This window comes from Olsenella sp. oral taxon 807 (assembly GCF_001189515.2).
Classification (GTDB): Bacteria; Actinomycetota; Coriobacteriia; order Coriobacteriales; family Atopobiaceae; genus Olsenella_F.
Genome location: NZ_CP012069.2, coordinates 448,161 through 469,200 on the forward strand (window position 1 = coordinate 448,161; position 21,040 = coordinate 469,200).

A 21,040-nucleotide genomic window follows, 5' to 3' on the forward strand; every position below is an offset into this window, starting at 1 on the left:
GAAGCGGCCCACAGCCACGAGCAGACAAGGCGCTGGGGCAGTCGCCTCTGGCGCCTTGAGCTTGTCTGTTGCGTTTCCTGCGCGTGTCGCGCCCGCATCGGCGTACGAGAGAGGAAGTGTTGTTCATGACGATTCTGACGCAGCTGCTGAACGGCCTGCAGCTCGGCAGTATCTATGCGCTCGTCGCCCTCGGCTATACGATGGTGTATGGCATCATCCTGCTGCTCAACTTCGCCCACGGCGACATCATCATGATCGGTGGCTACATCTCCTGGGTTGTGATGGCGCAGCTGGGACTTCACCCTGCCCTCGCCATCATCCTCTCGATTGTGGGCTGCACGCTGCTGGGCGTCTTGATCGACAAGGTCGCGTACGCACCCCTGCGCAGCGCCCCCAGGCTCTCTATCCTCATCACAGCCATCGGCGTCTCGTACTTCTTGGAGAACGGCGCACAGCTCATGTTTGGGGCCGACGCGAAGGTGGTGCCGCCGTATTTCGACCTTCGCCCGCTCGATCTCTTGGGCGTCAGCGTCTCACCCATATCGATCCTGACCGTCGTCGTGACGATTGCCGCAACGGCTGGTCTGGCCCTTCTGGTCCAGAAGACGAAGCTCGGCAAGGCCATGAGGGCCGTGTCGGAGGACATGGGCGCCGCTCGCCTCATGGGCATCAACGTGAATACCACGATCTCGTTCACCTTCGCGTTGGGCTCCGCGCTCGCAGGCATCGGCTCGGTGCTCTATGCCATGGCCTACACGCAGGTCTCGCCCACCATGGGTGTCATGCTGGGTACCAAAGCCTTCGTCGCCGCAGTGCTCGGCGGCATCGGGTCCATTCCCGGAGCGGTCATCGGCGGCTTTCTCGTTGGCTTCGCCGAGGTCTTTGTCTCGGCCATCGGTCTTTCGGTCTGGAAGGACGCCATCGTGTTCCTCCTGCTTATCGTCGTGCTCATCGTGCGGCCGACAGGCATCCTCGGTCGCACGATGAACGAGAAGGTGTAGGGAGAAGACCATGGAAAAGAGGGACGTGGACAAGAGGCAGGACTCGCTGGCTGGTGCCAGCGACACGGAAGGCGTCGGGCAAAGGGGGCTTCCCATGCCGGCGCGCTACGCGATCAACGCGCTCCTGACCTTAGGTGCCATCCTGCTCGGCCAGCTTTTGATCAGCAATGCTGTCATCACCCGCTATCAGACCGGCGTGCTCGAGCAGGTGGGCATCTACATCATCATGGCCGTCTCGCTCAATGTCGCGACTGGCTATCTGGGACAGCTGCCGCTCGGCCATGCCGGGTTCATGTCAATAGGAGGCTACTCCTGCTCCATCCTCATCATGCGCCTCATGCCCGTCCTTGGCGTCGGCATGAGAGACTTCGTGACCGCCACGCCTGCGGCTTGCGCCCTCTTCGTGGGCGGCGTCCTCTTTGGTGGCGTCATGGCCGCCGTCGCTGGCATCATCATAGGTGTGCCGGCGCTGCGCCTCAAGGGTGACTACCTGGCCATCATCACGCTCGGCTTTGCCGAGATCATCCGCGTCGTCATGCTCAACATTGACGGCGTCGTGGGCTTCGAGCTGACGGGTGGCGCCAAGGGCCTCACAGGCATCCCAAGCTACACGAGCTTCATGAACACCTTCGTCGTAGTGGCCATCTCGCTCTTCTTGATCCATACCATGATGAAGTCGCGTCACGGCAGGGCCATCCTCGCCATCCGTGACAACGAGATCGCGGCAGAGGCCTCGGGCGTCAACGTTACCTACTACAAGACGCTCGCCTTCGTGAGTTCGGCCTTCTTCGCGGGCGTGGGCGGCGCGCTCTACGCGGGCTGCATCGGGGTCATGGAGCCCGCCAAGTTCGGCTTCATGAAGTCAATCGAGATCCTGGTCATGGTGGTCTTGGGCGGTATGGGATCTATGCTCGGCTCCACCATCTCGGCCACGGTGCTTACCATACTGCCTGAGGCACTCCGCGCGTTTGCGGACTACCGTATGGTCGTCTACGCCATCGTCTTGATCCTGGTTATGATCTTTCGTCCGCAGGGTCTCTTGGGTGCCTATGACTTCTCTCTCTCGCGCTGGATAGAAAACGTCATGGGAGGCAGGCTCCCCTGGAAGGATGGGACTGCAGCCAAGGGGGTGAAAGGCGATGCCTAGCATGGGAGCCGCCACGACCGCCAAGCTCAAGCATGCCGCAAGAGAGGCACTTGACTCCGTCGCCAAGGGTGCGGCCAAAAGTGCGGTCGGCGACGAAACGGCCTCAGCAGACGCCACGGGGAGCATAGCCAGGCGGAGGAGGAAGCGTCCCATCCTCGTCCAGATGGAGACGGCCAATCTCATTCCCGAGCGTGATCTGGGTAGTATGCCGATACTGCAGGCAGAGCGCCTGGGCATCGACTTTGGCGGGCTGACGGCGGTGGACAACTTCTCCATCGCCCTCGGTCGCACGGAGATCTCGGGTATCATCGGTCCCAACGGTGCCGGTAAGACCACGATCTTCAATCTGCTTACCAACGTGTACAGGCCGACGCGCGGCACGGTTCTGCTCGATGGGTATGACACGGCCGGCAAGTCGATGGTGCAGGTCAACAAGATGGGCATCGCGCGCACCTTCCAGAACATCCGCCTCTTCGACCAGATGACGGTGGAGGAAAACGTGCTCGTGGGCCTCACGAACTCGATGTCGACGCACCTTCTGACGGACATGCTGCGTCTGCCGCAGCACTGGAGGCAGGAGCGGCAGTTCCACGAGCGGGCCCTCGAGCTGCTCGACATCTTTGGTATGCGCGAGCTCGCATCCGAGCGGGCAGGCAGGCTTCCCTACGGCGCCCAGCGCAGGCTCGAGATCCTGCGGGCCCTGGCGACCCATCCCAAGGTGCTGCTGCTCGACGAGCCCGCCGCCGGCATGAACCCCAACGAGACCGAGGAGCTCATGGGCAACATCCAGAAGATCCGCGACGAGTTTCAGATCGCGATCCTTCTGATAGAGCATGACATGAGTCTTGTGATGGGGATCTGTGAGGTCGTCGGTGTGCTCGACTACGGCAGGATCATCGCCAAGGGCACGCCCGAGGAGATCCAGAGGGATCCGAAGGTCATCGAGGCCTACCTGGGCAAGCAGGGGGTGAGCTAGATGGCAGCGCTGCTGAACGTCAGGGACCTGCATGTCTCGTACGGCGCCATCAAGGCTGTGCGCGGCATATCCTTCGAGATCAACGAGGGTGAAATCGTCACCTTGATCGGGGCGAACGGTGCGGGAAAGTCAACCACCCTGAATACGATCGCAGGCCTTAACAAGGCAAGTAGCGGGCAGGTTGAGTTTCAGGGGGAGGACCTCACGGGCACGAGGCCCCACAAGATAGTCCAGAGGGGCATTGCGCTCTGCCCCGAGGGCAGGCGCGTGTTCACGCAGCTCACGGTTGCCGAGAACCTCGATATGGGCGGCTACACCCGAACGGATGCGGAAAATGCCGAGACGCTCGAGATAGTCTACAAGCACTTTCCGCGCCTCAAGGAGAGGGCCGGACAGTCAGCGGGCACGATGTCAGGTGGCGAGCAGCAGATGCTTGCCATGGGACGTGCCCTCATGAGCAGGCCGAGACTGCTGATGCTCGACGAGCCCTCCATGGGCCTGGCCCCGATCCTGGTCGATGAGATCTTCTCGATCATCAAGGAGCTCAACCAACAGGGCACGACGATCCTGCTCGTGGAGCAAAACGCCTCGATGGCGCTCTCGATCGCCGACCGTGGCTACGTCCTCGAGACGGGCACGATCTCAAAGACGGGGACCGGTGGCGACTTGCTGCACGACGATGACGTGAGGAGGGCCTACTTGGGCGGGTAGGAGCCTGTCCTCCTTGGGCCGGTGGGGCCGGGCCCCAGGCGACCTGGCTGTGCTTCACGCCTGACCCGTCCTTTCGAGTGGAACGTTTCATAAGAACTGCGCAGTCCCTTTTGCTCAGTTCTTATTGAACCAAAACAGCGCAGACTGCGCTTTTCCGTCACGTTGCCGCCCGGGAGACGCGGGGCGCAACCCCCCCCGCCAGCCTGCGGGGCACTATGAAGAGTGGCCCAACTGGGCAAACGCGCTCGAGCAACCCCCCGCCAGGCTGCGGGGGGGGTTGCGCCAGGGTCCGCAGGCCTCGGCCTGGGGCCTGACTGCACGGAAAAGCGCAGTCTGGGCAGAGGGCCTCGCTGACGGCGCGCTCCGGGCCAGACCGGGACACCATCAGACTGCCGGTTGTGGGCTAAGGAGGTGTCGGGGACTCAGGGTAATGATGGTCTCGATGTCCTCGTTGAGGTTTCGGAAGCCCTCGATGCTCATGAGCGCCCGCATGGCGTCCTCGTTGCCCATGATGCGCCGCAGGGTGTCGTTCTCCACGTTCACGAGCGGCGCGCCCTCCCAGCGCCGGGCCAGGAGCGTCGTCGGGGTTCCGGCCATGGCGATGTCCAGGATGTCGGTCGCGCTCACCGGTTGCATGGTGCTCCCGTCGTAGGCCAGTACCGACAGGAAGTTGATGAACTCGCTCACCTTCTCCTCGGGCCCCGCATTCTCGTTCACCTTGCGGATCTCGTCGGGCATCTGGTAGGTGAGCATCACTACGCGGGGCAGCGCCTCGTAGGGGTTTGGTTTGCCGGGGTGCTCGGAGGGCCAGGTCTCCTTGGCTGACTGCTCGTCGGAGTAGGTCCAGTTGTAGATCTGCTCCTCGATGAACTCGCCGGAGTTGAGGGCCCGGAAGGGCGTGCCCGAGAGGTAGAGGTAGAACTGGGTCACGATGGGCAGGTCGCCCTCGTCCATCTCGTTACCCGTGTTCACGGCCGAGGTCGCGATGGCGCTCGCTGCCCTTGCCGTTCCTCATATTCGCGACGGTGCGGTCGCCGTCGTAGTCCCGCTTCCAGAGGAGGTAGGAGACACCGCCGGACGGGTCCACGCCGGGGAGGCGCTCGCCGGCGTCCCTGTAGCCCACGAGCTTCCTGATGCGCCGGTCGTGGGGCATCCCGGAGCGGTGTGCGCCAAGCCCACGCCTGCCAAAGAACCAGCGCGACGGGGTGATCATGACGAGGGGCTGGGGGTCGAGCCTCTTTGCCTGCCCGACGAACTTCTGGTAGGTGGGCATCGCGGAGGCGTCGTTGCCGCCGTCGCTCGGCTGGTGGGGCGGGTTGCCGATGATGACGTCGAACTTTATGCGGAAGACCTCACCCGGGCTCGCCAAGGTGGATGAACCCACAGACGTACCGCCCCAGCAACTTGTCGCGGTCGTAGTAGTGTACGTACATCTGCATCTGCCCAATGTCCTGGTGCATGAGCTTGCCAAGCTTCAGATCGAAGAGCACGAAACAGCGCAGGAGCCGGTTGTAGAACACGAGGTCTACCTTGAAGTGGTCCTCCTCGTAGGTGAGGCGCTGCTGCCTGCCCACGAAGGCGTATCCGCGCCCTAACTCAAGGAGGAACTCTTGCAGGTGGTCGATAATGCGCGTCTCCAGGTAGCTCTCCGAATAGCTCGTCTCCTCCTTGAGTCCGAGAAACTCCAGCACGTAGGGATCTGTGATCGCGTCGGCGGGGGTCTCCACGATCTGGCCGCCCACGGCCAGGCGTCGCACGCCGTCCTTGTCACGACTGAGCGCGAGGCGCTCGTACAGGCTGCTGTCGAGCTGCCGTTGCAGCTCCCTCACGCTCCAGCCGCCCCGCGTCGCCTCGATCTCGTAGAAGTGCCGCTTGCCCGCATCCTCGGTGCGCATGAGTCTGAGGTAGTGTGACCAGCTCAGGAAGAACTTCCTGTCAGTCGTCTTGTATGGGGGCTTGCTTCCGAATTGTTCAGACACCGTCTGAACAATCTCATCGTGCGCGTAGACACGGTAGAACTGGCGCATCTGCGCCACGTTTGTTCTGGAGAAGCCACGTCCGAACTCGGCTGTGAGGTGCTCTGAGACTAGCGTGAGCACTTGTCCGCCATACTCCGCCCGGGCATCGCTGGCTTGTTCCTCCTCGACTACGATGCGGCCGACCTCGAAATAGGCATAGACCATGGCGAGGTTTACGGAGCGGGCCGCCGCGCTCCTCGCGTTGCGCACGACCTTAGCGGCCTGGTCAAGGTAGCCGGTGCCGTCCGTCTTGTTGATGTGCTTGGGATCAGCCGACATCAGCCGCCTCTCTTTCGTGCCATGCGCTTCCCGGAGGCGAGCTCGTCGATCACGCACGAGCACAGGAAGGCGGAGAAGCTGACGTCTCTCAGCCTCGCGGCTTCGGAAGCTGCCTCCTTGAGGTTCCTGGGTACACGGAAGGTGTTTGCCGTCTGGTCGCCCTCGGCCAGGAACCCCTGGATCTGCGCCTCGCTGGCCCCGCCCTCGACGAGTCCGGAGCGCTTCATGGCCCTGCTCGGATACAATAGTTAGAATGTGATAAGGCTCTTCGGGGGTTTGTGTGGGTCGCTGCCTTGGCGAATCGCGTTGCAACAGTGTACACGAACGCCCCGAAACGGCCCCGAGAGGCCATTTTTGCCGATTTGTGTACACTCCTGCGTCGCCATGGCCGCTCGAACGATCCCGCAAGTCGCAACAGTGTACACAAGTGCCCCGAAACGGCCCCGAGAGGCCGTTTTAGCCGATCTGTGTACACTCCTGCGTCGCTGCCCACGGGAAGGCCAGTCGGGGAGGGTTCGACGGCGTGCTCGCGCGCAAGGCGCACGGCGGGCCGGGAAACGCCAGGACAGGCGGCAAGGCCGAGACGCTGCGGTGGGTGTCGGACGACCTGTTCCCCGAGGCGGGGGATCGTCCTGGTCCGGGACAACTCGAGCACGCATCCTGTGGGGTCGCCCTGCGAGACGTCCCCGCCAAGGGAGGCCGAGCGGCTGGCCTCCCGCCTCGAGGTCCGTCACACACTCAGGCACGTTTCGCGCCAGCTGACGGAGCAAGGTCATCCCGCGCGTGCTATTAGTCCCAAGCCCGCACGTGCCTGCATATGTCGGCAGCGACGCTCACGAAGCCCCCCGAGACCATCATCCAGCCGATAGTACCCGGAACGTCTCTGGGCCCACTCATGTAATCAGCGCCAGGCGGCCGCCTTGGGTGCTGGCGCCTTGTGACGCTCACGGGTGCTCGCGAAGGACGCGAACGCCTGCGGGGCTGCTGCTAAGGACGCGTACCCAGAGGCCATCAACATGGTTCTCGACCATGCCCTCTACGGATGCGGCGACATGTTCGGCCAGAGGGCGGCCATCGCAGACGGCAAGCATCGTCGAGCCCGAGCCGCTGATGAGAAACGCCGCTGCCCCTGCCGCGAGCGCGGTACGGCGCAGGGCCTCGTAGTCGGGGATCAGGCGTGCGCGAAAGGGCTCGTGGAGCCTGTCGCGCGAAGCTGCCGAGAAGAGCTCAAGGTCACCTTGCTCGAGGGCGTGTACAGCGGCCACGCAGTGCCCCACCTGCCACACCGTCGTCTTAAGCGAGACCTGCTCAGGCATGACCCTGCGCGCGTCAGCGGTGCGGACCTCGTAGGGAGGCGCGATCGCGACGAAGCTTACGTTTTGTGCGACGTCCAGGTGCACGGGGTGGGCGCGGCCCTGATCCACAAACGAGCTTACAAGACCGCCGAGGATGGCCGGTGCGACATTGTCGGGGTGTCCCTCAAGCTCGCAGGCGATGTCAAGCGCCTGCCGTGCATCAAGGCCAGCCCCGTTCAGCTCCTGGGCCGCCACGACGCCCGCGACGACGCAGGCAGAGCTCGACCCAAGGCCGCCCGAGAGGGGGATGGGGGAGTCTATCGTGATGTGCGGCGTGAGCGGCCTGCTGCAGAGCCTACGACAGGCCTCCAGGTAGCTCGTCCAGACGAGGTTGTCCTGCCCCCTGAAGCGCTCGGGGCAGCCATCTATGAGAAGCTCGTCCGCCGGCTCGAAGCAGAAGCGGGCCATGAGGTCGAGCGCGAGGCCCAAGCAGTCAAAGCCCACGCCCACGTTGGCCGAGGTCGCCGGGACCTCGACGGTGAGCGTGTCGCGGGCGAGCTGTGCGCTCGACGTGCTGGTCGCGCCTTGGCGACTCACCGAAAGATCCTTGCCGTCGCGCTCTCGACAAAGGACGCCATCGCCTCTTTGGCGCAGATCGAGTCATGCATGACAGGAGCACCCCTGAGCGTCGAGAGCTGTCTTGGCGCCGCGATACCTGTGAGCCTCTGGAGCTCGTCCATGCAGGCGAAGTCGTCCTTACCCTGCGTGTCGTGGCCGAGCGCCGCGAGCACGTCTGCGGGGAACTTGTACGGGTTGGCGGTCGAGAGACACACGCGCATCCTCCCGTTGTGTTCATGCCGGTCGAGTATGGTCTTTGCGACGGCGGTATGCGGGTCGATGAGGATGTGCTCCTCCTCCCAGGTCGTGCGGATGGTCCTTCGCGTCTCGTCGTCTGTCGCGAACTCGCCGTAGAAGGTCTCGCGCAGGCGCCCGAGAAGCTCGTCGCCTATGGAGTAGACGCCCTGCGTGGCTAGTTCGGCCATCCAGGCTCCCACGCGCTCGCTGTCCCCGTCCGTGAGGTAGTAGAGCATGCGCTCGAAGTTGGAAGAGACGAGAATGTCCATCGAGGGGGAGATCGTCTTCACGAAGTCGCGGCGACGGTCGTAGCTGCCCGTCTTGAGGAAGTCGGTGAGCACCTTGTTGGTGTTGGAGGCCACGATGAGCCGCCCGACGGGAAGGCCGAGTCGCTTGGCATAGTAGCCGGCGAGCACGTCGCCAAAGTTGCCCGTGGGTACACAGAAGTCGACGGCATCGCCCACGCTGATGGCGCCACTCCTCACGAGCTGGGCATACGCGTCGACATAGTAGACGACCTGAGGGACGAGACGACCAACATTGATGGAGTTGGCACTCGAGAGGGCGACGCCCCTCCCGTGGAGCCTCTCTGACAGCGCCGTGTCGGCAAAGATGCGCTTGACCTGCGTCTGGCAGTCGTCGAAGGTGCCCTCGACCCCGCACACGGCGACGTTGCGACCAAGTTGCGTGGTCATCTGCAGGTGCTGTATCTCGGATACCTTGCCCTCGGGGTAGAAGACCGTGACGCCCGTGCCCTCGACGTCCGCAAATCCCGCCAGAGCGGCCTTGCCGGTGTCCCCCGAGGTCGCGGTCACGATCATGATCCTGTGCTCGCTCTTGCCCCTCGCGACCGACATCAGGTGTGGCAGCAGCTGGAGTGCCACGTCCTTGAAGGCGCAGGTGGGACCATGGGAGAGCTCGAGCAGCCAGTCGCTGCCCAAGGGTGTGAGCGGCACCACGGCGGGCGTATCGAAGTTCTCGGCGTAGGCGTCTCTCACGCAGGAGCCGATCTCCTCGGTCGAGTAGTCGGGGATGAGCGTCGCAAGCACCTTTTGGGCCGTCTCGTGGTAGTCCTGGTTGACCATTGCGGCCATGTCGAGCGTCTCTTCGCCGAGCTGGTCGGATACGTAGAGTCCCCCGTCGGGTGCGATGCCTCTCAGTATCGCTTGCTTGCTCGTTAAAGGCTCGCCGCCGTTGCGTGTGCTGTGATAGAACGTTTTCACCTCTGCGCTCCTTGTCATTCTACAGTGGGCGTGTGTCAAGTATCATACCGTTGTTCCCTTGGGGGCGGCGCAGCCGTCACACACATGCAACGATTGGACTGACATGAAGATTGCCCTTCTCGGCCACGGCACCGTCGGCCAGGGAGTAGACCGCATCATCACAAATCGCGTACGAGGCGTTGAGGTGGCCCGCATACTCGAGTTGCCCGAGCGCCTCACGGACCCGCGCATGACCTCTCGCTTCGAGGATATCGTCGAGGACCCAGAGATAGAGCTCGTCGTGGAGTGCATGGGTGGCCTTGAGCCCGCGAGGAGCTTCATCGTGGACGCGCTCGGCGCCGGGAAGTCCGTCGTCACCTCCAACAAGGCCGTCGTCGCGGCACACTTCGAGGAGTTTGCGGCATGTGCCCAGTCTACGGGTGCGAGCCTGCTCATCGAGGCCACCTGCGGGGGCGGCATTCCCTGGATAGCCTCCATCGAGAAGGTCCGCCGCATCGACGAGGTGACGTCCTTCTCGGGCATCATGAACGGCACCACCAACTTCATCATCGACGCGATGGTCAGACAGGGAACGGACTTCGACGAGGCTCTCAAGAGGGCTCAGGAGCAGGGCTTTGCCGAGAGGGACCCCTCCGCTGACATCGACGGTATCGACGTCAAGAACAAGACCCTCATCGCGGCCTGCGTCGCCTTTGGCTGCGCCTGCACAAGCGAGTTTCCCGTGACGGGGCTTCGTACCATCACCAAGGCCGACATCGACCTCTTCGCCGCGCACGGCCGAACCGTGAAGCTCCTGGGGAGGGGCGTCCTGCGGGATGGGCGCTACGCTGTGGCCGTGGAGCCCGTGGCACTTTCGTCTGACACCCTCGAGGCACACGTACCCTCCAACTTCAACCTCGTGAGCCTTGTCGGGACCACGGTGGGCGAGCTGAAGTTCTATGGCCAGGGCGCCGGCATGCTGCCCACCGGCAACGCCATCGTGCAGGATGTGATTGACTATTGCGAGGGGAGACGCCCCCACTACGACTTCTCCGCTGACCTCAGCTACGACGCGTCTCTGCTTCGAGCAGACTATGTGCTCCGCACGAGGGCTACCATCGAGGGTGCGCGTCCCTTCGGTCCAGCTGCAGTCGTGGTTCACGACGTCACGGCAGAGGAGGCGCGTCGGCTCCTTGAGCGGGCGTGCGAGGAGGATGCGGCGAGCTTCATGGCGGCGCTCCCCAAGGAGGCGTAGGTGCATGATCAAGGTCGCAAAGTTCGGTGGCTCGAGCGTCGCTGATGCCGAGCAGTTCAGGAAGGTTAAGGCCATCGTCGAGAGTGACCCGGACCGCCGCTTCGTGGTGGTCTCGGCCGTAGGCAGGCGCTTCAGCGACGACAACAAGGTCACCGATTTGTTGCTCCTCGTAAACGCCCACATCAAGTACCACGTCGACTGCACGAGCCTCCTCAGAGAGATAGGGAGGCGCTATCTTGACATCACCGAGAAACTCGGACTTGCGTTTCCCGTGGCCGAGCGTTTCGACGAGCTCATCGATCAGGTCCAGAGCTGCTCGCCCGAGTACGTCGTCTCGCGCGGCGAGTGGTTCACCGCGCAGCTCATGGCAGAGTACCTTGGCAAGCCCTTCCTGGACGCCCGCGACGTCATTATCTTTCACCATGACGGCAAGATCGACCTCGAGCGCACGCAGGCTCGTATCCGCGAGGCCGTCCAGCGCCTGGGCGACTTCGTGCTGCCGGGCTTCTATGGCTCGACGGTCGACGGAACGGTCAAGCTCTTCGATCGCGGCGGTGGGGACATCTCGGGTGCCATCCTTGCCCGCTGCATCGATGCGAACCTCTACGAGAACTGGACTGACGTCTCGGGCTTCCTCTCGGCGGACCCCCGCATCGTGGACAATCCGCGCACCATCCACCGCATCACTTTCGACGAGATGCGCGAGCTCTCCTACCTGGGCGCCTCGGTGCTGCAGGAGGACTCGATCTTCCCGGTGCGCGAGGTGGGGATCCCCATCCAGATAAAGAACACGAACCAGCCCGAGAAGCGCGGCACCATGATACGCGAGACTGCCGCCGACGGTGCCCGTGAGCACCTGATCACGGGCATCGCCGGCAAGAGGGACTTCCTCGCCGTCCATGTGCAGAAGGCGCACATGTCCTCCAAGGTCGGCATCGTCCGCAGGGCGCTCACGGTCGTTGAGGACTATGGGGTCTCGGTCGAGCACATCCCGACGGGCGTCGACTCCTTTGGCATCGTGGTTAACGGTGCGGACGTCCAGGACAGCATCTATTCTATCGTGCATGACCTGCAGAAGGAGCTCAAGCCCGACAGCATCAACGTCGTGGACAGACTTGCGCTCATCTCGGTTGTCGGTCGCAACATGAGTCGGCGTGCGGGCACCTCGGGGCGCGTCTTCGGCGTGCTCGGCGAGGCGGGTATTAACATCCGCATGATCACCCAAAGCTCGCAGGAGATCTCTATCATACTGGGTGTCAACAACGCCGACTTCGAGCGGGCCATCACGTGCATCTACGACAAGTTCGTGGCGGGCGAGATGGTCGAGATCCCGCAGCAGGGCGAGGGACAGCCGACAGGCGCAAGACGTGCGACATAAGATGACATAAGATAAAGGAGCAGGACATGGCAGGCAAGGTGGTGGCGATACTCGGTGCGACGGGCGTCGTGGGAACGCAGATGATGAGGGTCCTGGAGGAGAGGGACTTTCCCGTGCGCGAACTCGTGTGCCTGGCAAGTGCCCGTTCGGTGGGCAAGGAGCTTGCCTTCAGAGGTGAGCGAGTGGTCGTGCGTGAGGCTCGGCCTGATGCCTTCGAGGGTGTCGACATCGTGCTCGGCGCGGCGGGCGATGCCCAGGCACAAGAGCTTCTCCCCGAGGCTGTGAGGCGCGGTGCCGTCTGCGTGGACAACAGCCATGCCTTTCGTCTTCGTAAGGACGTGCCTCTGGTCATCCCTGAGATTAACGCCGCCGACATAGCCAATCATCCCGCAGGCATCATCGCGAACCCCAACTGCGCCACGATCATCGGCCTTATGCCGGTGTGGCCGCTCCACCTGCGGGCGCAGCTCAAGCGGCTCGTCGTGAGCACCTACCAGGCGGCCTCAGGCGCTGGCAAGCCCGGCCTCGATGAGCTCGAGCGCGAGGTCAGGGCCCATGTGGACGGACGTGAGGTCGGCGCGACCGATCCCTTTGCCTACCCGCTCGCCTTCAATTTGATCCCGCAGATCGGGGGCTTTGACGAGGAGGGTTACAGCTCCGAGGAGATGAAGCTGCAAAACGAGGGACGCAAGATCATGCACCTGCCCGAGCTTCGCGTGAGTTGCACCTGCGTGCGCGTACCCATCGTTCGCTCGCACTCGGAGTCAATCACGATGGAGTTCGAGCGCCCGATCTCGCCCGACGAGGCGCGCCAGATCCTGTCAGGGGCGGCTGGCGTCAAGCTCGTGGACGATCCCGCGAGGCTTCGCTACCCCATGCCACTCGAGGCGAGCGGTCAGGACCTGGTGTTCGTGGGCCGCATCAGGCGAGATCTCTCCGCGCCGGAGGGAGCAAGCGCGCTCGTGCTCTTCTGTGCTGGCGACCAGATCCGCAAGGGTGCCGCCACGAACGCTGTCCAGATAGCGGAGCACCTGCTATAGGGTGGTATAGGGAGGTGCAGGGAGCGCTGGGGGGCACAGTTCGCGCGACAGGGAGCCCCGGCGCGTGACCTACCGCTACGCTTATACTCACGAGGAGGTTCTCATCATGGCATGTCACAGACGGAAGAGCGCGGCTGAGTGCAGGGCGTATGCAAAGTGGCGGGTGGACATGCTTGCCGAGCGGCACGCGGGCGCGCTGCGTCGCAGCATCGGTCTGACGCGTATCGTGGAGGGGAGCGCCCTGCCCGAGGTCGAGGCCCGCTGGGCGACGACCACCATAGAGATCGCGAGCACCGACACCGCGAGTGCCGCGATCGAGGCCTCTCGGCGGGGCGAGAGGGTCTGCCTTCTGGACTTTGCCTCCTACCTCAGCCCAGGCGGTGGCTTCCTTTCGGGTGCACAGGCCCAGGAGGAGGCTCTCTGTGCCCACTCATCGCTCTACCCGGCGCTTGACGCCCGATGGGATGACTTCTACGAGCCGAATCGCTCCGACCATAACGATGACCTCTATTACGATCGGGGGCTCTACGTTCCGGACGTCCTCCTCTTTTCAGGCGATGAGGACGTGGCGGCGAAGGTGGACGTAGCGGTGGTCGCGGCACCCTTTAAGGGTCGGGCCATGATGACCTGGGGCGTCAGCGAGCAGATCTGTGACAGGGTGATGGGCGAGCGCGCACGCTTTGCGATGGACCTCATGGCGACGGCGAGCGACGAGCCCGTGCAGACCGCGATCACGGGGGCCCTTGGCTGCGGTGCCTTCCGAAATGACCCAAAGGTGGCGAGCGAGGCCTTTCTCTCGTGGCTGGAGGAGCACCCGGGCGCGTTCGAGCGGGTCGTCTTTGCGATTCCCGGGGGGTCCAACCTTGCAGCCTTTGAGGAGGCATTTGCGGGCGTGACGTCTGTCCCCACAAGGACCTCACCTTCGGATTGACGAGGCCAAGCCGTGCGCTAGAATAGACGCTCGCGCGTCTTGGTCCGGCTGTGACTGTCCTGTCATCGGGTGCCAGGGCGCGCCCGTATGGTCCTATGAAGGGGAGGGGCAATGTTTGCATTCGTCGTCATCGTTCTCATCTGCGTCATCGTGCTCAGAGGTGGGCTCTACGTGGTCCCGCAGCAGCACTGTGCCGCGATCGAGCGGCTCGGCAGGTTCAGCGGAATCGCCAACGCCGGACTTCACTTCAAGATCCCCGGCATCGACAAGGTCAGGATCATCAGCATGATGACGCAGGACGAGCGCATGACCTTTGACGCCAAGACCAAGGACAACGTTACCATCGAGCTCGACGTCTCCATCCAGTTTCGCGTCGACGGCTCGCCTGCTGCAGACATTACCCAATCCGGCGTCTATCGATGCATCTATACCCTTACCGATCCCGTCGGCCAGATGAAGGACTACTTTGCGGATGCGCTGCGCTCCGAGATCCCCGCCCGCAGCCTCGAGGACGTGTTTATCGAGAAGGAGGCCATCGCGAGTTCCATCGACCACTCGGTTGCAGACAAGATGCTCGCCTATGGCTACACTGTTGTCGCGACGCTCATCACGGCCATCCGGCTTCCCAAGGAGGTCCAGGAGTCGATGAACCGCATCGTTGCCTCCAAGAACAACCTCGAGAGCGCGACCAACGACGCCAATGCCGCCCGCCAGAAGACGGTCATCGCGGCACAGGCTGAGGCAGAGGCCATGCGTGCTCGTGGCGAGGGCATTGCGCGGCAGCGGACGGCCATCGCCGAGGGTATCAAGGAGTCGCTTGACACCATCCGCGATAGCGGTGTCACCAGTGACGAGGCTAACAGTCTGTTTATGTTCTCGCAGTGGACCGAGATGATGGTCGATATCAGCAAGAACGACGCCTCGACTATCGTATTGCCGTCGGACTACGATCGGGACGTCTTTGCCCAGATGCTCACAGCCCAGAAGGCGAGCGAACACGAGAAGGGGTAGGGTAGAAGTGAGCGGTCCTCAGCTGCGCACATCGTAGCGCTCGCAGTTCTCGCGATGTGAGTGATTCACCCGCACCATGAACGCGATGTGAGTGATTCACTCACACCATGTACGCGAAGTGAGTGATTCACTCACATCATGAACGCGATGTGAGTGAATCACTCACTTCGATCTTTTATTCAGTAAGTCTTCTACCTGCGCATATGTAAGTTTACCTTGATGAACTGTAGTGCCTTGGGGCCGAAAAATCACTCACTTCAGGTTGATGAAGTGAGTGATTCACTCACTTCGCGAGGATTGGATCGTGCCCCTCGTGACTTCTTGACCAAATTGCGCTTTTCCGTGAGGGTCCGCAGCCAGAATGCGCTTTTCCGTGAGGGCGTGCACCCAGAATGCGTCTTTCCGTAGAATGCGCTTTTCCTCACCTGCGCAAACGTGGCGTCGCCTCACGGAAAAGCGCAGTCTGCGACCCGGTCCACCCGACGGCTCACGGAAAAGCGCATTCTGGGATCGTCACTCTCACGGAAAAGCACACTCTGCGCCAGCGGCGTGACCAAAAACCGCATTCTGGAGGGGAGACGTGACGGAAAAGCGCGCTCTGATCGCGCACCTCACCAAAAGACGCATTCTGCATGCGAACAGTCACGCACACTGCGCTTTTCCGTGAGGGCGTGCACACAGAATGCGCCTTTCCGTAGAATGCGCTTTTCCTCACCTGCGCAAACGCGGCGTCGCCTCACGGAAAAGCGCATTCTGTGACCCGGTCCACCCGACGGCTCACGGAAAAGCGCATTCTGCGCCCGACGCCTCACGGAAAAGCGCATTCTGTGACCCGGTCCACCCGACGCCTCACGGAAAAGCGCATTCTGTGACCCGGTCCACCCGACGCCTCACGGAAAAGCGCATTTTGCGATCATGGCGCAGCTACGCAAAGACGCACTCTGAGCTCGCTGTGCTGCGGTCGTATCTACTCCCGCCCGTACCTGTACAATGGGCGACGCACATGTCGCGACGATCTGCATATAGGGGAGCTGACATACGGTGTCAAAGCGCGCGTCACGTAAGTCATGTAAATCACGCAATAAGTCACGTAAATCTCGTAAGAGGTTGAAACACAAGACGAGAGATGAGTCTGCGGCGGCTACGGCCCCAGCGGCAGGGTCGAGGTCGGGCGGAGGCACCCCAACCGACGGCGGAGTCGAGGAGTATGTCGAGGTAAGGGGGCGTCCCACGCGTGCCTTCTGGGTCGTGCTCTGTGTATACGTTGTCGTGTGGGTGGGTTGCCTCATCAGCTTGGGCATGGACGCCAGTCGGCTCGACTCGCTGGGATGGGTCTTGGCAACCTATCTGCTTCACGTGTCGGCGACCTTTGCGCTTTCCGTTACCATCTCGGTGCAGCGCAGGTGGGGACCCGTGCGCTGGCTTGCTATCCTTGTGCTGGCGGGACTGTTTGCACTGCTTCCGTGGTTGGTCTCAATCATCGATCACGTCGGTGACTCCCATGAGGTCCTCTTGCCCACGCACGAGTATGTGGTGATCGGCCTCATGGTCTCCCTACTGGGCTTCTTGGCTGGTCTGATACTCCCGCGTCGTGCTAAGCTTAAGGATATTAAGCGACCATAGCAAGGCATCACTGGTGCGTGGGGCTAGAGGTGTCCGCCCCTTGGTGCTTTGGCGCTGGGGTGTTGTCGCCAGACACGTCAACGATGAGGATGCGAGGAGGAGTGGATCATGGACAGCAACGCAAGCCGTTCGAGCGAAGATGACACGACCAAGAGTGGCGGTGGCAAAGCCAAGAGCGACGATAGCAAGGCCAGTAGGCAGAGGCAACCGTTCTTCATCGGCTACAATGAGGAGTTTGACCGCAAGCTACGTGAGACAGCCAAGCAGTATCTCATCGAGAGCGATGTCCTGCAGGACACCCTGCTCAAGATATATAGGGGAGAGTTCGACAAGCTCAAGCCTAATAAGAAGAGCTCATCCGCAGGAACTCAGGGATCCGAGGCCAATGACAAAGAGACCGATGTCGAGAGGAACAACGCTGAGGAGACCTGCGGTGAAGGAGACTGATAGGCGCTTCGTTGCCAAGATGTAGCATTCGCGTTGGTCGCAGGGCTGACCTAGAATGGGCGCACAGAGAAGCGCCTTTCATAGGGTGGCAGCCGTGAAGCGGCGTGTGACCGCCCGTATCGGAGGAGACATGCCACTTTCCAAGGAGGACGTGGCCGGCATCGCCGACTACGCCCGCATCGCCCTGAGCGAGGAGGAGCTCGATGAGATGACCTCGTACATGAACGAGGCCGTCGCCCTGCTCGAGCCCATCTGTGAGTACGACCTCGACGGCGTCGAGCCCACCTTCCATCCCATTGGTGGGCTCTCCAACGTGATGGGCAACGACGTCGTGGATGACTCGACGCGCGCCCTGCCCATAGACAGCGCGCTGTTAAACGCCGCCTCGACGCAGGGGCGCTACTTCCGTGTGCCCTCCATCTTGGGTGATGAGGAGGGTGATCGCTGATGGTGTCTCTCGACGAGCTCTCTGCGAGGCAGATCGCGGCGGGAGTCGCGGCTGGCGACTTCTCGGCGCTCGAGGTGGCGAAGGCCTCGCTGTCCGCGCTCGACGCACGCGAGCCACAGCTGCACGCCTTCCTGCAAGTCTCGGCAGGGCTTGCGCTTGATACCGCCAGGGCGACCGACGAGCGCCTCGCAAGGGGAGAGGAGCCGGGTCCCCTTGCCGGCGTTCCTGTTGCGTTCAAGGATAACATGCACCTCGTGGGGACCTGCACGACCTGCGCGAGCCGCATGCTTGGGGGCTACGAGTCCGTCTTCACGGCGACCTGCGTGGGACGCCTGCTCGCTGCCGGGGCGACGCCTGTGGGCAAGACCAACATGGATGAATTTGCTTTCGGCTCCTCCACTGAGTCCTCCGCCTTCCACCCCACCAACAATCCCTGGGACCTTACGCGCGTGCCTGGCGGCTCGTCGGGGGGCTCCGCCGCCGCCGTCGCTGCCGGTGAGGTTGCACTCGCCTTGGGTTCTGACACGGGCGGCTCGATCCGTCAGCCAGCCTCGCTCTGCGGCGTCGTGGGCCTGAAGCCTACGTACGGCACCGTGAGTCGCTATGGCGTCGTTGCCTTTGGAAGCTCTCTTGACCAGGTGGGGCCTTTCGCGCGTCGCGTCGAGGACGTTGCCCTTGCCATGAACGCCCTCGTCGCGCCCGGCCCTGACCCGCTCGACTCCACGAGCCAGGACTGCCGGGCAGACTTCCTGGGGCGGCTCGATGATGCCGTCGAGGGTCGCAGGGTTGGCGTCGTCCCCGCGCTCCTCGAGGCAGAGGGCCTGACGGGTGAGGTCAAGGCCGGCATTGCCTTGGCCCGCAGGGTTCTGGAGGACCAGGGGGCCAAGGTTGTGGAGGTCGACCTTCCCAACATTGCCTCCGCGATCGCGGCCTACTACGTGATTGCGCCCTGCGAGGCCTTCTCCAACCTCGCGCGCTTTGACGGGGTGCGCTACGGACACCAGGAGGAGGGTTGCGCCACGCTCGCGCGGCAGACGGCACTCTCCCGCGCACGCGGCTTTGGCAGAGAGGCCATACGCCGCCAGATGCTGGGGGCCTACCTCCTCTCTAGCGGTACCTACGACAGGTACTACTACCCGGCCCAACAGGTGCGCACGCTCATCACTCAAGACTATGAGCGTGCCTATGAGCAGTGCGATGTCATCCTCATGCCCGCGACGCCACGCACCGCCTTTCGCTTTGGCGAGATCAGCGACCCCACCCAGATGTACGCCTCGGATATGTTCACTATTTCGAACAACATAGCCGGAAACGGCGGCATATCGGTGCCTCTGGGCCTGGGGCAGGAGTCGGGCCTGCCCATCTCGGCGCAGCTCCAAGGTCCGGCCTTCGGGGACGCGACGCTCCTCAGCTTTGCGCGTGCCATCGAGCGTGGCGTGGACGCGGGCCTTGGCCCGGGTAAGGGTGCCCCCGTCGCTCTTGGCTTTATCGGGAAGGGAGGCGAGCTCCTATGAGGACGCTGCAGGAGGTGCTCGCAGACTGGGAGGCCGTCATTGGTCTGGAGGTCCACACCGAGCTCACCACGCTTGACACCAAGATGTTCTGCAATTGCAGGCTCAGCCACGACGACGCGCCCAACTCCAACGTGTGCCCCGTCTGCCTGGGTTTGCCGGGAGCCCTGCCCGTGCCCAACCGCAGGGCCATCCAATCCATCGTAATGGCTGGTTTGGCCACGAACTGCGAGATCCAGCGCCACTCGATGTTCTACCGCAAGCACTACTTCTATCCCGACATGGCCAAGAACTTCCAGACCACGCAGGGTCCCATCGCCTTCTGCATGCACGGCCACCTTGACCTTACGGTGTCGGGTCCGGGTGCGAGGGAGCGCCCCATGCGGGAGTCTCTCGCCGCAGATGGCGTGACGCCCGTCTCGCGTGCGGCTGACGGCTCCTACGTAGTGCCCATCAGGATCCTGCGCATACACATGGAGGAGGACGCGGCCAAGATGGTCCACATTGGCGGCGAGGAGGGGCGCATCGCCGGCGCCTCTGAGTCGCTTATCGACTATAACCGCTGCGGCACGCCGCTCATCGAGCTTGTGACCGAGCCCGACCTGCGTACGCCCGAGGAGGCCCGCCTCTTCATGGAGAAGCTCCGCCAGACCTTCCTCGCGCTGGGCATCTCCGACTGCTCCTTGGAGTCGGGGTCCATGCGCTGCGATGGCAACGTCAGCCTGCGCAGGCGCGGCGAGACCGGGCTTGGCACCAAGACCGAGATGAAGAACATCAATTCCTTCAAGAGCCTGCACGATGCCTTGGAATACGAGATACGCCGCCAGGCCGAGGTGCTCGAGGAGGGTGGCGTCGTCTACCAGGAGACGCGTCACTGGGAGCCCGGCAGGAGGCGCACCGTCGTCATGCGCACCAAGGAGACGGCCGACGACTACCGGCTGTTCCCCGACCCAGACCTTGCGCCCTTCGACCTCTCTGACGAGTTCATAGAGGAGGCGCGCGAGCGCATCCCGGAGCTGCCGGACGCGAGACGCGAGCGTTACGAGGCGAGCTTTGGCCTGAGGCGCGATGATGCCGCCCAGATCGCGGGCGACCCGACCGTGGCAGCCCTCTTTGAGGAGGCCGTCACGACGGCGGGGGAGAAGGTCGCTCCCACGGTCGCGAACGTGGTCATCAACCTGCTGCCCGCCTTTGGCCACATCACGGCGGCGCAGGCCGCGTCTGTCTCGGCTCTGCTCGCGGCCGATGCGATCAGCTTCGCCCAGGCCCGTGAGGTCCTTGAGGCCGTGGACGGCACGGACGCGGACCCCGAGCGGGTCGTGGACGAGCGGGGGCTGCGTCAAAGCACGGACAGCGCTGCCCTCGAGCCGGTGGTGGATGAGGTCCTCGATCGTTGCGCGGACCAAGTCAGGCAGTACAGGGACGGCAACACGAAGGTCGTGGGCTTTCTTGTCGGCCAGTGCATGAAGGCCTCGAAGGCGGCCGGTGTCAAGGGCAACCCCAAGCTCTTCAACCAGCTGCTCACGGCCAGGCTCGAAGCCTAAGGTCGCACTCCAGTCGGTCGCTCCTATCCGGCCGGTCGCTCCTACCTATAGCAAAGCCTGATACCCGAAGGGAGTCGGGATGATGGATCATGTGCCCGCACATGCCTGGGGCGTGCGGCTTCGTGGTGCGCTTGTGCGCGTGGCGTGGCGTGGCCCTGCGTGCTCGCAGCGACGCCCTTCTACCTCGTGAGCAGGACGAACCCGGCGCTTGGCGGCATGCGGGCCGGTCTACCTCGCGGCGGGCTTTGTCATCGGGTCCTGCCTGGGACTTCGAGGGAAGGGGCGAGGGCGCCTGCGCGCAGTGGCCGCAGTGCTGGGCTTGGCGTCCATGGCGCTTGGCATCGTCCCCGAGTGGGTGCTGACTCCCA

The 21,040-nt window shown here is 63.2% G+C and carries 20 protein-coding genes; 14 read left to right on the forward strand and 6 right to left on the reverse strand.

The genetic code is table 11. The annotated features are described in order from the left end of the window. Nucleotides 1–125: 125 nt before the first annotated feature. From ADJ70_RS01940 to ADJ70_RS01955, 4 genes are all read left to right on the forward strand, one after another. Entirely contained in the window at nucleotides 126–1,001 is an 876-nt protein-coding gene (locus tag ADJ70_RS01940) for a branched-chain amino acid ABC transporter permease (protein ID WP_050343010.1), read from the forward strand. 10 nt (nucleotides 1,002–1,011) lie between these two features. Beyond that, a complete protein-coding gene (locus ADJ70_RS01945) occupies nucleotides 1,012–2,148 on the forward strand; it encodes a branched-chain amino acid ABC transporter permease (protein ID WP_083443742.1) in 1,137 nt (378 codons plus the stop codon). Between the two features lie 163 nt (nucleotides 2,149–2,311). Continuing rightward, a complete protein-coding gene (locus ADJ70_RS01950) occupies nucleotides 2,312–3,124 on the forward strand; it encodes an ABC transporter ATP-binding protein (RefSeq protein WP_050344695.1) in 813 nt (270 codons plus the stop codon). After that, the gene (locus ADJ70_RS01955) at nucleotides 3,125–3,835 is read left to right on the forward strand and encodes an ABC transporter ATP-binding protein (protein WP_050343012.1); all 711 of its coding nucleotides are present in this window, start codon (nucleotides 3,125–3,127) and stop codon (nucleotides 3,833–3,835) included. A gap of 384 nt (nucleotides 3,836–4,219) precedes the next feature. Here ADJ70_RS01955 and ADJ70_RS14410 read toward each other — a convergent pair whose 3' ends face one another. The 6 genes from ADJ70_RS14410 to thrC all read right to left on the reverse strand — a co-directional run bounded on the left by ADJ70_RS14410 (nucleotide 4,220) and on the right by thrC (nucleotide 9,505). Beyond that, nucleotides 4,220–4,807 (reverse strand): hypothetical protein, encoded by a 588-nt coding sequence (locus tag ADJ70_RS14410; protein ID WP_050343014.1) that lies wholly within the window; start codon nucleotides 4,805–4,807, stop codon nucleotides 4,220–4,222. Beyond that, the gene (locus ADJ70_RS14415) at nucleotides 4,794–5,219 is read right to left on the reverse strand and encodes an Eco57I restriction-modification methylase domain-containing protein (RefSeq protein WP_172674427.1); all 426 of its coding nucleotides are present in this window, start codon (nucleotides 5,217–5,219) and stop codon (nucleotides 4,794–4,796) included. Before ADJ70_RS14415 ends, ADJ70_RS14410 begins: the two co-directional genes overlap by 14 nt. Then, on the reverse strand, nucleotides 5,188–6,132 hold the full coding sequence (locus ADJ70_RS01970) for a YhcG family protein (protein WP_050343017.1): 945 nt from the start codon (nucleotides 6,130–6,132) through the stop codon (nucleotides 5,188–5,190). Before ADJ70_RS01970 ends, ADJ70_RS14415 begins: the two co-directional genes overlap by 32 nt. Further along, the gene (locus tag ADJ70_RS01975; protein WP_050343019.1) at nucleotides 6,132–6,359 is read right to left on the reverse strand and encodes a hypothetical protein; all 228 of its coding nucleotides are present in this window, start codon (nucleotides 6,357–6,359) and stop codon (nucleotides 6,132–6,134) included. Before ADJ70_RS01975 ends, ADJ70_RS01970 begins: the two co-directional genes overlap by 1 nt. A gap of 717 nt (nucleotides 6,360–7,076) precedes the next feature. Next, the gene (gene thrB, locus ADJ70_RS01980) at nucleotides 7,077–8,024 is read right to left on the reverse strand and encodes a homoserine kinase (RefSeq protein WP_050343021.1); all 948 of its coding nucleotides are present in this window, start codon (nucleotides 8,022–8,024) and stop codon (nucleotides 7,077–7,079) included. Next, complete coding sequence (thrC, locus tag ADJ70_RS01985; protein ID WP_157051353.1) at nucleotides 8,021–9,505, reverse strand: threonine synthase; 1,485 nt, start codon at nucleotides 9,503–9,505, stop codon at nucleotides 8,021–8,023. Before thrC ends, thrB begins: the two co-directional genes overlap by 4 nt. Before the next feature lie 103 nt (nucleotides 9,506–9,608). Here thrC and ADJ70_RS01990 point away from each other — a divergent pair, with 103 nt between their 5' ends. The 10 genes from ADJ70_RS01990 (at nucleotide 9,609) to gatB (ending at nucleotide 20,672) form a co-directional block, all read left to right on the forward strand. After that, a complete protein-coding gene (locus ADJ70_RS01990; protein ID WP_050343025.1) occupies nucleotides 9,609–10,739 on the forward strand; it encodes a homoserine dehydrogenase in 1,131 nt (376 codons plus the stop codon). A gap of 4 nt (nucleotides 10,740–10,743) precedes the next feature. After that, nucleotides 10,744–12,117, forward strand: a complete 1,374-nt coding sequence (locus tag ADJ70_RS01995) for an aspartate kinase (RefSeq protein WP_050343027.1) — start codon at nucleotides 10,744–10,746, stop codon at nucleotides 12,115–12,117. A 26-nt stretch (nucleotides 12,118–12,143) separates the two neighbouring features. Then, entirely contained in the window at nucleotides 12,144–13,157 is a 1,014-nt protein-coding gene (locus ADJ70_RS02000) for an aspartate-semialdehyde dehydrogenase (RefSeq protein WP_050343028.1), read from the forward strand. A 106-nt stretch (nucleotides 13,158–13,263) separates the two neighbouring features. Further along, nucleotides 13,264–14,088 carry a TIGR02452 family protein gene (locus tag ADJ70_RS02005; protein ID WP_050343029.1) on the forward strand — a complete coding sequence of 275 codons (825 nt, stop codon included), beginning with the start codon at nucleotides 13,264–13,266 and terminating at the stop codon, nucleotides 14,086–14,088. Nucleotides 14,089–14,199: 111 nt separating this feature from the next. Next, the gene (locus ADJ70_RS02010; protein ID WP_050343031.1) at nucleotides 14,200–15,099 is read left to right on the forward strand and encodes an SPFH domain-containing protein; all 900 of its coding nucleotides are present in this window, start codon (nucleotides 14,200–14,202) and stop codon (nucleotides 15,097–15,099) included. 1,107 nt (nucleotides 15,100–16,206) lie between these two features. Then, on the forward strand, nucleotides 16,207–16,722 hold the full coding sequence (locus tag ADJ70_RS02015) for a hypothetical protein (protein WP_050343033.1): 516 nt from the start codon (nucleotides 16,207–16,209) through the stop codon (nucleotides 16,720–16,722). A gap of 108 nt (nucleotides 16,723–16,830) precedes the next feature. Next, nucleotides 16,831–17,169, forward strand: coding sequence for a hypothetical protein (locus ADJ70_RS02020; protein WP_050343035.1), 339 nt, complete (start codon nucleotides 16,831–16,833; stop codon nucleotides 17,167–17,169). Between the two features lie 130 nt (nucleotides 17,170–17,299). Then, nucleotides 17,300–17,617 (forward strand): Asp-tRNA(Asn)/Glu-tRNA(Gln) amidotransferase subunit GatC, encoded by a 318-nt coding sequence (gatC, locus tag ADJ70_RS02025; protein WP_050343036.1) that lies wholly within the window; start codon nucleotides 17,300–17,302, stop codon nucleotides 17,615–17,617. Next, on the forward strand, nucleotides 17,617–19,131 hold the full coding sequence (gatA, locus tag ADJ70_RS02030) for an Asp-tRNA(Asn)/Glu-tRNA(Gln) amidotransferase subunit GatA (RefSeq protein ID WP_050343038.1): 1,515 nt from the start codon (nucleotides 17,617–17,619) through the stop codon (nucleotides 19,129–19,131). The genes gatC and gatA overlap by 1 nt, the downstream gene beginning before the upstream one ends. Continuing rightward, entirely contained in the window at nucleotides 19,128–20,672 is a 1,545-nt protein-coding gene (gatB, locus tag ADJ70_RS02035) for an Asp-tRNA(Asn)/Glu-tRNA(Gln) amidotransferase subunit GatB (protein ID WP_050343040.1), read from the forward strand. Before gatA ends, gatB begins: the two co-directional genes overlap by 4 nt. Nucleotides 20,673–21,040: the final 368 nt, after the last annotated feature.